Raw genomic sequence first — 11,893 nt, 5'->3', positions numbered from 1 at the left:
CGGCCTGAGCCGCACGGTGGCCGCGCCGGCCTGAGCCGGCGGTCTCAGGCCGGGCGGCGCAGCACGCTCACCGCGAAGTCGCTGTCGTCGCGCCAGGGACGCAGGTCCCAGGTCGCGAAGCGGTGTTCCAGGCGCAGCCCGGCGGCCACCGCGTCGGCGTCGAAGTCGGTCAGCGGGTAGCCCCGGTCGGTGCCGAACCCGACCGCCACCACGCCGTCGGGGCGCAGGTGTGCGGCGATCCGGCGCAGCACCGCCCGCTCGGTGCCCGGGGCGACGAAGGCCATCACGTTGCCGGCGACCACGGCCGCGTCGAACGGTTCGGGCTCGCCGGCCGCGGCCAGGTCCAGCTCGGCCAGGTCGGCGACGAGCCACCGGGGCCCGGGGTAGTCGACCCGGGCGGCCTCGACCAGCGCGGGGTCGGCGTCCACCCCGACCACGGTGTGCCCGCGGGCGGCGAGCGCGGCACCGACCCGGCCGGTGCCGCAGCCCGCGTCGAGGACCCGGGACCGGGGCGCCACCATGGCGTCCAGCAGCCGGGCCTCACCGGCCAGGTCGGCGCCCTCGGCCGCCAACCGGCGGAACCGGTCGATGTACCACTGCGAGTGCTCCGGGCCGGTGTCGGTGGCCCAGCGGGTCGGGTTGGCCATGCCCCCACGCTAGCGAGGGCCCCGGAGGGTCAGGGCAGCCGGGCCACCGTGATGAACTCGTTGTAGGTGAAGATCTTGCCGAAGGCCCGGGGGAACGGGAACGAGTACTGCCGCTCCACGGTCAGGCCGAGTTCGCGGCAGGTCTCCGCCGCCTCGGCGAAACCGACGAACCGGACGTGCGTCGCGTCGCTGCGGTAACCGCGCTCCTGCGGTGTGATGAACACCGCCCGGCCGCCGGGACGGAGGAACGGCAGGTACATCGAGATCACCTCGCGGGCCTGCTCGGCCGGCATGTGCTCGAGCAGGTGCGCGGCGAGCATCGAGTCGAACGCGGCCGGCTGGGCGTACTCGGTGGAGAAGAACTCCTCCGTGGTGTACGCCTCCAGCCCGAGCTCTCGGCAGTGCGCGACCGAGGTGGGGTTGTGGTCCACGCCGACGCTGTCGCCGCCCAGGTTGATCAGGTTGCGGCCGAGGCCGGAGCCGACGTCGAGGGTGCGGCCCAGCTGGAGCCGGCGCAGGTTCCACCGGTAGGGCGCCTGAACGTCGAGCAGCTGCTTCCACCGCGCGCCGCCCAACCGCTGCAGCCGGCGGGTGTAGTCCTCGCCCGCCGTGCCCGTGGTGTTCTCCTGCCCTGTCTGACTCATCGCCGGATCCTTTGCCTGCGTCGGTACGGGGGTGGTGCGCGCCTGCGGCCGACCCGCACACGGTGGTTCAACCGGGTTCCCCCGTGTCCGGGGGCCGGGCCGGCCCCGATGCTACGGCCTCCGGGGCACGCTGTGGGGTAACTGACTGGCCAGTTTGTGCAGGTGTGCGTCGGGTGACCGGACGGTCTGCGGGGTGTCACCGCGGGTGGCCCCGGAGCGGGCCGTCAGCCCTTCTCCGCGCCGCTGGTGAGGCCCTCGGTGAGCAGGCGTTCGCTGGCGAAGAAGAGGATCACGATGGGCAGGGTGAGGATGACCGAGCCGGCCATCAGCACGGTCTTGGGCACCTCGACCCCGTCGGCCAGTTGCGCCAGCCCGAGCGACACGGTCCACCGGTTCGGCTTGTCCACCAGGAAGAGCAGCGCGAAGAGGAACTCGTTCCAGGCGATCATGAAGTCGTAGAGGGCGACCGCCATGATCGACGGGGCGGCGAGGGGCAGGCTGACCCGCCGGATGATGCCGAGCCGGCCGGCGCCGTCGATGGCCGCGGACTCCTCCAGGCTGACCGGGATGGTCTCGAAGTAGTTCTTCAGCATGTAGACCGAGACCGGCAGGGTCTGCGAGATGTAGACCAGGATCAGGCCGAGCAGCGAGCCGCGCAGCCCTGCCCGGGTGAAGACCACGAAGAGCGGGATCGCGATGACGATGGACGGGAACAGGTAGACCGCCAGGAACAGGAAGTCGACCTGGCGGCGGCCGAAGAACCGCAGCCGGGACACGGCGTACGCGCCGGGGATCGACACCAGCAGGGTGAGCAGGGTCGCCGCGACGGCCACCAGGCCGCTGTTGCGCATGAAGGTGAGGAAGCCCTGGCCGCCGTCGTCGGTGGCCCTGAGTACCTCGGCGTAGGTGCTGACGGTCAGCTCGCCGAGGCCGACCACGAGCGAGCCGGGGTCGAGCAGCAGCCGCTCGATGGGGCGTACCGACAGCACCAGCATGTAGTAGAAGGGAAAGACGGTGACCAGCAGGAACGCGGCGATCACCAGCCGGCGCAGCCAGCGCAGGCTCACCGTCTCGACCCGGTCCCGGTCCATCAGCCGGCCCTCCGTCCGAAGAAGCGCAGGTAGATCAGCACGAACACGACGAGCACCACGGCCAGCACGACGGCCTGGGCCGCGGCCGCGCCGATGTCGGTACGCGCGGTGAGGAACTCGTAGACCCGGACGCTGACCACCTCGGTGCCGGCCGCACCCCCGGTGAGCAGGTAGACGTCGTCGAACTTGTTGAACGTCATGATGAACCGCAGCACGCCGAGCAGGGCGATCACCGGCATCAGCTGGGGCAGCAGGATGTGCCGGAAGCGCTGGCTGGGGGTGGCCCCGTCCACCCGGGCGGCCTCCTCCAGTTCGCCGGGCACCGCCTGGAGCCGGGCGAGCAGGAACAGGAACGCGAACGGGAAGTAGCGCCACGCCTCGAACACGATGACGGTGGCCAGCGCGGTCGACTCCTGGGACAGGAACGGCACCGGGGTGTCCCAGCCGAGGAACCGCCGTCCCCAGTCGTTGACGATGCCGAGTTGCGGGTCCAGCATGACCTGCCAGACGAAGGTGACCGCGACCACCGGGGCCACGTACGGCAGCAGCATCGACGCCCGGACCAGCGTGCGGCCCCGGAACGGCCGGCGGACGACGAGCGCCGCCACCAGGCCGAGCACGATCGAGCCGGCGGTGGCGCCGAGGCTGTAGACCAGGGTGGTCCAGAGGGTGTCGGCGAAGCCGGGCGTGTTCAGCACCCGCTCGACGTTGTCCATGGTGAACTCGCCGAAGAGCCCGGTCCGGCGCAGCGTGGCCAGGCGGACCCGCTGGAAGGCCAGCACGACCGTCCAGACGATCGGGATGCCGATCACCGCGACGACGACGAGCAGGGTGGGTGCGACCAGCGCGAGCCCGGCGCGGGACTCGCGGCGGCGCAGGGTGAGCGGCTTGCGGCGGCGGGCCGGCGCCGGCCGTTCCCGGGTGGGGGAGCGGCCGGTGCCGGGGGCGGTGGTGGTCAATTGACGCCCGCCTTGATCGCCTCCACGTCCTTCTTCGCCCGGCCGGCGGCGGCGGCCGCGTCGGACTTGCCGGAGACCACGTCGTTCAGCGCCTTGGGCACCGGCAGTTCGCCGAGGATCGCGCCGACCAGCTTGCCCTGGCCCTGGGTGAGGCCCCAGCGCTGGAAGGTGTCCGGGCTGCGGCGCAGCTCGGCGAGCACCTCGTCGCCGTACACCTCGGCGAGCGGCTTCTTCGCGTCCACCCCGGCCTGGCTGGTGTTCCAGGCGGTGAGGAACTTCTCCGGCTCGGCCGGGGTGCCCTTGCGGACCGGGAAGCGGCCCTCCGGCGACATGCCGAACCAGCGCGGGTACGCCCCGTCGAGCAGGTGTGACACGAAGGACTTCGCCGGGTCGGCGGCGGCGCCGTCGAGCACCGCCCAGGAGCTGATCTCGCCGTACTGGGCCGGCCCGGTGCCGTTCGGGCCCTGGATGCCGGTGACGAAGCCGCTGTTCTTCGCGAGGAAGGTCGGGTCGGCCTGGCACTGCGGGCAGGTGGGTTTGGCGTCGTTGCGCAGCCCGGCCAGCTCGTCGAGGATGAACGGCGACCAGACCAGCATGGCCGCCTTGCCGGCGAAGTAGGTGGCCCGGGTGGTGTCCACGTCCTGGCCGCCCTTGACCGACCAGTTGCGCATCAGGTCGCCGTAGAAGCGGAACGCCTCGACGCACTCGGCCGAGTCCAGCTTCACCGCGCCGGAGTCGTCGGTGAGCTGGCAGTTGTTCGCCAGCGCCAGGTGCTCGAAGGTCTGCTGGGTGAAGACGTCGCCGGGGGCGGTGGCCGCGGTGATGCCGGCGACGCCGTCGCGGTGCAGCGTCCGAGCGGCGTTGGTGATCTTCTCGTACGTGTCGGGGGCGGGCAGGCCGGCGGCGGCGAAGAGGTCCTTGCGGTAGACCAGCAGCTGGCCCCAGCCGTCGCTGGGCACGGCGAGCTGCTTCCCGTCGTCGGAGGTCAGCTCCAGCGCCCGGGGCGAGAACGTCTGCCGGCCGAGCTGCTCCACCACCTCCGCGTTCGCCTCGGGGTGCAGCAGTTCGTTGCCGGCCAGCGTGCGGATGCCGGCCAGCGACACCGAACCGACCACGTCGGGCAGTTCGCCGGCGGCGGCGCTGGAGGCGATCAGGGAGGGGAACTGGTCCTCGTTGACGGTGACCAGGTCGACGGTGATCCCGGTCTCGGCGGTGAAGTCGGCGATGATCGCCTTGGTGGCGGTGACCCGGTCGGCGACGTCCTCCAGGCTCCAGACCGTGATCTTCTTGCTGTCGTCGCCGGAATCGTCGTCGCTGCAGGCCAGCAGGCTGGCCCCGGCGAGTGTCATGATCAGGGTGGCGGCGAGCATCCGCATCGGAGGTGCTGACATCGGTGGCACTCCTCTCGAAGGGTACATGAGGGATTCAACGCCGTCGATTGATCAATTACAAGACATATGCCGATTTTTTGTTCTACGATGGAGCCCAGTGCTACCGGGATGTGACTCATGGTCAACTGGGTTGTCTCCTTGGCCGGGCCCCGCAGGATCAGCCTCGAACCCTGCCCCCCGGATCCGCTCGGGCCCGGCCAGGTCCGGGTCCGCACCTGTTACTCCGGCATCTCCGCCGGCACCGAGCTCACCCTCTACCGGGGCAGCAACCCGCGGCTGAGCAAGGACTGGGACGACGTCACCCGGATGTTCGTGCCCCGGCAGGCGGCCGTGCCCTATCCGCTGGTCGGCTTCGGCTACGAGGAGGTCGGCGAGGTCGTCGAGGTCGCGCCCGACGTCGCCGACCGGCGCCCCGGGCAGCTCGTCTGGGGCATCTGGGGGCACCGCGCCGAGGCGGTGGTGCCGGCCGGCGCGGTACACCCGCTGCCCGCCGGGCTGGACCCGCTCGCCGCCGTCTTCGCCCGCCCCGGCGCCATCGCGCTCACCGCCGTGCTCGCCGGCGACCTGCACCTCGGCGACTGGGTCGGGGTCTTCGGGCAGGGCGTGATCGGGCTGCTCGCCACCCGGCTCGCCGCCCTCTCCGGCGCCCGGGTGGTGGCCGTCGACCGGGTGGCCGGCCGGCTGGCGCACGCCCGGCGGCTCGGCGCCCGGCTGGTCGTCGACGCGGCCACCGAGTCCGCCGCCGACGTGCTCCGGCGGGCCACCGGCGGCAGCGGCGCGGACGTCTGCCTGGAGCTGTCCGGGGCGTACCCGGCGCTGCACGAGGCGATCCGCGCCACCACCCACGCCGGCCGCGTCGTGGCCGCCGGCTTCTACCAGGGCCAGGCCGACGGGCTCGGCCTGGGCGAGGAGTTCCATCACAACCGGATCCAGCTGGTGGCGGCCCAGGTTTCCGGGCCGACCCCGGCGCCCGGCATGGCCGGCCGGTGGACCGGTGCCCGCGTCGCACAGACCTTCATGGACCTGGTGGCCGAGGGCAGCGTCGACCCGCTGCCGCTGGTGAGCCACGTCGTCGACGCCAGCGCGGTGGCCGACGCGCTGGCGCTGCTCGACCGCGGTGACGGTGAGCCCCTCCAAGTCGTGCTGAGGTTCTGATGACCATCCCGATCGCCTGCCAGGAGCAGCTCCTGCCGGGCACCGACCTGATCCAGAAGTACGCCCTGGCCACCGCGCTCGGCTACCACGGCATCGAGCTGCGCGGCCGGGGCGACCTCGGCCTCGCCCGCCGGCTGCCCGAGCTGCGCCGGGCCCGTGCCGCCGGCGTGGTGATGCCGACCGTCTGCGTCGAGATGGACCACTTCATCGGCGACTTCGACGCCGAGCGGTCCCGGGACGCGGTGCGCAACCTGCGCTCCCAACTGTCGGTGATCGCCGAACTCGGCGGCGTCGGCGTGATGACCCCGGCGGCGTGGGGGATGTTCTCCCGGCGACTGCCGCCGTTCGAGCCGCCGCGCTCGCCGGCCGGCGACCGGCGGTTGCTCGTCGACGCCCTCGGCGAGCTGGGCGAGCACGCCCGGGCCGAGGGGGTCATCCTCTTCCTGGAGCCGCTCAACCGGTACGAGGACCACATGGTCAACCGGCTCGACGAGGCGGTCGCGCTCTGCGCCGCCGTCGGGCTGCCCTCGGTGCGGGTGGTCGCCGACACCTTCCACATGAACATCGAGGAGGACGACGTGCACCGGGCGCTGCGCGGCGCCGCGCCGTACCTGGGGCACGTGCAGGTCAGCGACTCCAACCGGTACCAGCCGGGCGCCGGCCACCTCGACTGGCCGGCGCTGCTGCGGACCCTCCTCGAGATCGACTACAGGGGCTGGCTGGCGCTGGAGTGCCGGCTGCGCGGCGATCCGGTACGCGCCCTCCAGCAGGCCGCCACGGTGCTGCGGCACGCCCAGCCCCGGCAGGCCGCCGCGTGAGCGCGGGTACGGCCGGCGCGGGCACGCTCACCCGACTGCGTGGTCTCGCGCTGGCCACCCTCGACGCCAACTGGGAGCACGACCACACGGTGCCCTCGCGGACGCTCTACCCGCACCAGTGGAGCTGGGACTCGGCGTTCATCGCGATCGGGCTGGCGCAGGTGCGTCCCGAGCGCGCCTGGCGGGAGCTGGACAGCCTGTTCCGGGCCCAGTGGGCCGACGGGCGGGTGCCGCACATCGTGTTCAACCCGACGCTGCGGGTCGGCGCGTACTTTCCCGGGCCCGATCTCTGGCGTACCGAGGCGGCCGCCGGCGCGCCGGCGGCCACCTCCGGGCTGGTCCAGCCGCCGGTGCACGCGCTCGCCGCCTGGCTGGTGCACCGCCGCGCCCCGAGCGAGGCCGGGCGGGCGGCGCTGGGCCGGCTCTACCCGCGGCTGGTGGCCCAGCAGCGTTACCTCGCCGGGCGGCGTGACGTCGGCGGCGGCGGGCTGGCCTGCGTCGTGCACCCGTGGGAGTCCGGGCTGGACAACAGCCCCGCGTGGGACGACCCGATGGCCGCGGTGCCCGCCGACGCGGCGGTGATGCGCGAGTACCGCCGGCACGACACCGCGCACGCCGACGCCGCGCACCGCCCCACCGACCTGGACTACGCGCGCTACCTCGCGATCGTCACCGCCTACCGGGACCACCGCTACCGCGACGACGATTTGGCCGCCGGCCACCCGTTCCTGGTGGAGTGCCCGCTGTTCAACGCGGCGCTGGGTCTCGCCGAGCACACGCTGGCCCGGATCGCCACCGTGGTCGGCGCCGACCCCGGCCCGCACCGGGAACGGGCGGCCCGGATCACCGAGGCCCTGGTCCGGCGGCTGTACGACCCGGCGACCGGTACCTTCCAGCCGCGCGACCTGCGCACCGGCCGGCTCGTCCCGGCCCGGACGGTGCTCGGCCTCGCCCCGCTGGTCCTGCCCGACCTGCCCGCCCGGCAGGTCGACGCGCTGGTGGTCGAGGCACGCTCGGCGCGGTTCGGGGTGGCCCGCCGGATGGACCGGCCGTTGCCCAGCTACGACCGGACCGCCCCGGACTTCGAGCCGCTGCGCTACTGGCGCGGCCCGAGCTGGCTGAACATCGCCTGGCTGGTGCGGCGCGGGATGCTCACCCACGGCCGCCCCGACCTGGCCGCCGGGCTGCGCGAGTCGATGGTGGAGCTGGTGGCCGGGGCGGGCTGCCACGAGTACTTCCACCCGGACACCGGGGCCGGCCTGGGCTCACCGGCGTTCGGCTGGACGGCCGCCCTGCTGCTCGACGTGCTCGCCGACGGCCCGGCCGGCTGACCGGGGCCACCGTGGCGGCGGTCAGCGGCCGGCGGTCAGCTCGCTGAGCAGCTGCTCCACCCGCACCCGGATCTCGTCGCGGATCGGGCGCACCGCCGCCACGCCCTTGCCGGCCGGGTCGTCGAGCTTCCAGTCCTCGTACCGCTTGCCAGGAAAGACCGGGCAGGCGTCGCCGCAGCCCATCGTGACGATGACGTCGGAGGACTCCGCGGTGGCGTACTCCAGCAGCTTCGGCGTCTGGTCGGTGATGTCGATGCCCACCTCGCGCATCGCCTCGACGGCGGCCGGGTTGACCGTCTCGGCGGGCGCCGACCCGGCGGAGCGCACCTCGACGGCGTCCCCGCCGAGGTGGCGCAGCCAACCGGCGGCCATCTGCGACCGGCCGGCGTTGTGTACGCAGACGAACAGGACGCTGGGCTTGTCACTCATCGGGGTGCCTCTCCTGGGAACGGGTCCGGGCGTGTGGTCAGCGTGGCCGGTCGAGGGTGGCCTCGTCGCGGGCGGGGACGACGACCTGGTCGGCGGCCGTACCGGCGTCGGGGTAGAGCGCGGCGAGCAGGCCGACGCCGACCGCCAGCCCGACCACCTGGGCGACGACGAATCCCGGCACCGAGGCGGGCGCGATCCCGGCGAAGCTGTCGGTGAACGCCCGCCCGATCGTCACCGCCGGATTGGCGAACGAGGTGGACGAGGTGAACCAGTAGGCCGCGCCGATGTAGGCGCCGACGGCGGCCGGTGCGACGGGCGCGCGCCCGGAGCGGGCGAGGGCGAAGATCAGCAGGATCAGGCCCGTGGTGGCGACGACCTCGCCGAGCCAGAGGTTCGCTCCGGTGCGATCCTTGCCCGACAGGTCGACGGCGGCCAGGTCGAACATCAGGTTCGCCAGGACCGACCCGGCGACCGCCCCGGCGACCTGGGCGACGGTGTAGCCGGCGAGGTCGCGGCCGGTGAGGCCGGTGCCGGCGCGGCGGCCCAGGAACCAGTCGGCCGCCGAGACGACCGGATTGAAGTGGGCCCCGGAGACCGGGCCGAAGACCAGGATCAGCGCGCCCAGGGCGAGCGCGGTCGCGATCGAGTTCTCCAGCAACTGGAGACCGACGTCGCCGGGGGAGAGGGCGGTCGCCATGATGCCGGAGCCGACCACGGCGGTGACCAGCAGGGCGGTGCCGAGGAACTCGGCCAGCAGGCGCCGCCGGAGTGCGATGGTCATCAGTCTGTGCTCTTTCCTCAGGTGACGTCCCGAACCGGGCGGCCCGGCGGGTGGCTAGCGGGTGACGGCGGGGACGAGCCGGTCGACGCGGTAGGCGAGCTCGGTGTAGGCGGCCTCGAACGCCGCGTCGGTGTCGACGCGGACCGGGTCGGGCACCGACCAGTGCAGCCGGGGCCGGACCGGGCCGGTGAGGTCCTCGTGGGCGTTGTCGCACACCGCGATCACCAGGTCGCCGTCGCGGACCACGTCCGCGACGTGCGCGGTGCCGGTCGGGTCGAGGTCGAGGTGGTGGCGGTGCGCCACGGCGATCGCCCGGGGATGGACGCGGGCGGCGGGCTTCGTGCCGGCCGAGGCGGCAGGGCGGTGGGTGCGGTGCCGCCAGAGCGCGGCGGCGAGCTGGGAGCGGGCGGAGTTGTGGGTACAGACGAAGACCACCCGGCCCACTCCGGCCAGCGGGGGTGCGCCGAGGGTGGCCAGGGTCTCCGGCCGTAGTCGCAGGTAGCTGCGGCGCCGGTCGCCCTCGGACCGGCCGCGGACGACGAGCCCGGCCGCGGTGAGCACCTTGACGTGGTGGGCGACCAGGTTCGTCGGCAGGCCGAGGGCCTGGGCGATCTCGCCGGGCGAGGCGTCGCCGAGGGTGAGCGCGTCCACGATCGCCAGGCGCGCCGGGTCGCCGAGGGCGGCGTGGACGCGGGCGCGACCGGTCAGGGTGAAAGGCTCAATGCTCATTGAGTCAATTATTGCTGAGCTATCCCGATCGTGTCAAGCGGAAGCCGCGCTCGGAGTCGTGGGGAGCGGCGGTGTGTCGGGCGTCCGGTCAGCAGCAGGTCGCCAGGTACGACTGCAGCTCGGTCAGGGCCGCCAGGGCGCCGTCGCGGTCCGCCCGGTAGTAGACCGTCTTCCCGTCGCGCCGGGAGGTCACGACCCGCCCTCTGCGCAGCAGCATCAGCTGCTGGGATGCCGTGGCCTGACTGATGCCGACGCGCTCGGCCACCTCTCCCACCGACAGTTCGGCCCCCCGGGCGAAGAGCATCATGATCCGCTGTCGGGTCGGACTGCCGAGCGCCTTGAGGAAGTCCTGGGTCTGCGGCGCCAGCCCGGATCCGGCGTCGACCTGGCTCGTGGCCGAGGGTGGCGGTGCCGCCTGCCCGGAGGTCGCCTGCGTCATGCCTCCACCTTTCCGTATCGCCATCATATTGTCATTCAACGAAACGACGATATGATGATGGCGTGGTTACCCAGTCCGAACCCGTGATCATCGTCGGTGGCGGCCAGTCCGGCCTCGCTGCCGCCCGCGTCGCGCTGACCGCCGGCCTTCGCCCCGTCGTCCTGCACGCCGGTGCGGAACCCGTCGGCTCGTGGCCCCACTACTACGACAGCCTCACCCTGTTCTCCCCGGCGCGCTACAGCGCCCTGCCGGGCCTCGACTTCGGCGGGGACCCGGACCGCTACCCGAGCCGTGACGAGGTGGTGGCGTACCTGCGCCGCTACGCCGCGAGGCTCGACGCGGAGATCCGCACCGGCGTCCGGGTCGCCGCGGTGCGATCGCGTCCCGGCGGCGGGTACCTCGTCCGCACCGACGCCGGGGACGAGTTCGCGGCGGCGGGTGTCGTCGCCGCCAGCGGGTCGTTCGGCAACCCGTACCTGCCGGTCCTGCCGGGCCGCGACCGGTACACGGGGGACCTGCGCCACGTCGCCGACTACCGACGGCCCGACCCGTACGCGGGGAAACGGGTCGTGGTCGTCGGGGCCGGCAACTCCGCGGTGCAGGTCGCCTACGAGATCGCCGCGCAGGCCGACGTCACCCTGGCCACCCGGGCACCCGTCCGGTTCCTGCCGCAGCGCGTCCGCGGCCGGGACCTGCACCACTGGCTCCGCGTCACCGGCGCGGACCGCCTGCCTCGTCCGGTGCTCACCAGGCTGGTGCGGCACGCCGCCGTGATCGACGCGGGGAGCTACCGCGACGCCATCGCCTCCGGCGCGCCCGCCCGCCGGGAGATGTTCACCGCCTTCACCGAGGACGGTGTCGTCTGGGGCGACGGCGGCGTCGAGCGGGTCGACGCCGTCATCTTCGCCACCGGCTACCGCCCGCACCTCGACTACCTGGAACCGCTCGGGAGCGTCGAGCGCGGCACACCCCGGCAGCGCGGCGGAATCTCCACCACCCATCCCGGGCTCGGCTACCTCGGCCTGGAGTTCCAGCGCTCGTTCTCGTCGAACACCCTGCGCGGGGTCGGACGCGACGCGGCGTACGTCATGGCCGCGCTCGCCGCGCAGGTGTCCGGCGGGCCGCGGCGCAGACGCCCTACGGCGCCCACCCCGCGGGCCGTCGGCGGCGGGCGGCCCTGAGCCGTCCGGGCTAGTGCGGTGGCCATTAACGTTCGCCGGGTTGGTCGGGGTTGGGGAATTGTCGTAGGGGTGGTGTTGGCTGGGGTTTGTGCCTCGCCGTCGGGATCCTGCCGCGCCGCGGGTTGTGCATCGCACGGCGCGGGTGGGGTTGCGGGTGACGGCGGGGCAGCGGCGGCGGTGTTTCGGCCTGTTGCGCTCGGCGGGTGACGTGTGGGCGTGCCTGCTGGAGGTCAACGCGTGGCGACGCCGCCGCCACGACGCACCGCTGACCGGTTACCAGGAGTTGTGTCGGGAGTTG

General features: G+C 73.3%; 13 protein-coding genes. 4 read left to right on the top strand and 9 right to left on the bottom strand.

Annotation, left to right across the window (positions count from 1 at the left end; all coding sequences use genetic code 11):
* Nucleotides 1-44 precede the first annotated feature (44 nt).
* The 5 genes from ACVCAH_RS30475 to ACVCAH_RS30455 all read right to left on the bottom strand — a co-directional run bounded on the left by ACVCAH_RS30475 (nucleotide 45) and on the right by ACVCAH_RS30455 (nucleotide 4,732).
* Nucleotides 45-647, bottom strand: coding sequence for a class I SAM-dependent methyltransferase (locus tag ACVCAH_RS30475; protein WP_447139689.1), 603 nt, complete (start codon nucleotides 645-647; stop codon nucleotides 45-47).
* A gap of 29 nt (nucleotides 648-676) precedes the next feature.
* Nucleotides 677-1,291, bottom strand: a complete 615-nt coding sequence (locus ACVCAH_RS30470; protein ID WP_447139688.1) for a class I SAM-dependent methyltransferase — start codon at nucleotides 1,289-1,291, stop codon at nucleotides 677-679.
* Nucleotides 1,292-1,515: 224 nt separating this feature from the next.
* Nucleotides 1,516-2,382 (bottom strand): carbohydrate ABC transporter permease, encoded by an 867-nt coding sequence (locus ACVCAH_RS30465; protein ID WP_447139687.1) that lies wholly within the window; start codon nucleotides 2,380-2,382, stop codon nucleotides 1,516-1,518.
* Nucleotides 2,382-3,341, bottom strand: a complete 960-nt coding sequence (locus ACVCAH_RS30460) for a carbohydrate ABC transporter permease (protein ID WP_447139686.1) — start codon at nucleotides 3,339-3,341, stop codon at nucleotides 2,382-2,384. Before ACVCAH_RS30460 ends, ACVCAH_RS30465 begins: the two co-directional genes overlap by 1 nt.
* Entirely contained in the window at nucleotides 3,338-4,732 is a 1,395-nt protein-coding gene (locus tag ACVCAH_RS30455; RefSeq protein ID WP_447139685.1) for an ABC transporter substrate-binding protein, read from the bottom strand. Before ACVCAH_RS30455 ends, ACVCAH_RS30460 begins: the two co-directional genes overlap by 4 nt.
* A gap of 117 nt (nucleotides 4,733-4,849) precedes the next feature.
* Between ACVCAH_RS30455 and ACVCAH_RS30450 the strand changes: the two genes are divergently transcribed.
* From ACVCAH_RS30450 to ACVCAH_RS30440, 3 genes are read left to right on the top strand one after another with little or no spacing between them, the layout of a single operon-like run.
* Nucleotides 4,850-5,887 carry a zinc-dependent alcohol dehydrogenase gene (locus tag ACVCAH_RS30450; RefSeq protein ID WP_447139684.1) on the top strand — a complete coding sequence of 346 codons (1,038 nt, stop codon included), beginning with the start codon at nucleotides 4,850-4,852 and terminating at the stop codon, nucleotides 5,885-5,887.
* Entirely contained in the window at nucleotides 5,887-6,705 is an 819-nt protein-coding gene (locus tag ACVCAH_RS30445; RefSeq protein ID WP_447139683.1) for a TIM barrel protein, read from the top strand. The genes ACVCAH_RS30450 and ACVCAH_RS30445 overlap by 1 nt, the downstream gene beginning before the upstream one ends.
* The gene (locus ACVCAH_RS30440) at nucleotides 6,702-8,036 is read left to right on the top strand and encodes an MGH1-like glycoside hydrolase domain-containing protein (protein WP_447139682.1); all 1,335 of its coding nucleotides are present in this window, start codon (nucleotides 6,702-6,704) and stop codon (nucleotides 8,034-8,036) included. Before ACVCAH_RS30445 ends, ACVCAH_RS30440 begins: the two co-directional genes overlap by 4 nt.
* Nucleotides 8,037-8,057: 21 nt before the next feature.
* Here ACVCAH_RS30440 and ACVCAH_RS30435 read toward each other — a convergent pair whose 3' ends face one another.
* The 4 genes from ACVCAH_RS30435 to ACVCAH_RS30420 form a co-directional block, all read right to left on the bottom strand.
* On the bottom strand, nucleotides 8,058-8,465 hold the full coding sequence (locus tag ACVCAH_RS30435; protein ID WP_447139681.1) for an arsenate reductase ArsC: 408 nt from the start codon (nucleotides 8,463-8,465) through the stop codon (nucleotides 8,058-8,060).
* A gap of 37 nt (nucleotides 8,466-8,502) precedes the next feature.
* Nucleotides 8,503-9,246: an aquaporin gene (locus tag ACVCAH_RS30430; RefSeq protein ID WP_447139680.1), complete on the bottom strand. Its 744-nt coding sequence runs from the start codon at nucleotides 9,244-9,246 to the stop codon at nucleotides 8,503-8,505.
* Nucleotides 9,247-9,300: 54 nt separating this feature from the next.
* Nucleotides 9,301-9,975, bottom strand: a complete 675-nt coding sequence (locus ACVCAH_RS30425; protein ID WP_447139679.1) for an arsenate reductase/protein-tyrosine-phosphatase family protein — start codon at nucleotides 9,973-9,975, stop codon at nucleotides 9,301-9,303.
* An 88-nt stretch (nucleotides 9,976-10,063) separates the two neighbouring features.
* Entirely contained in the window at nucleotides 10,064-10,414 is a 351-nt protein-coding gene (locus ACVCAH_RS30420; RefSeq protein ID WP_447139678.1) for an ArsR/SmtB family transcription factor, read from the bottom strand.
* A 62-nt stretch (nucleotides 10,415-10,476) separates the two neighbouring features.
* On the opposite strand from ACVCAH_RS30420, the gene ACVCAH_RS30415 reads away from it, so the two are divergent.
* Nucleotides 10,477-11,595: an NAD(P)-binding domain-containing protein gene (locus ACVCAH_RS30415; RefSeq protein ID WP_447139677.1), complete on the top strand. Its 1,119-nt coding sequence runs from the start codon at nucleotides 10,477-10,479 to the stop codon at nucleotides 11,593-11,595.
* Nucleotides 11,596-11,893: the final 298 nt, after the last annotated feature.

This window comes from Micromonospora sp. LZ34, from assembly GCF_052981855.1.
The sequence above is the reverse complement of the archived record's forward strand: the minus strand, read 5'-3'. Positions and strand labels throughout refer to the sequence as shown.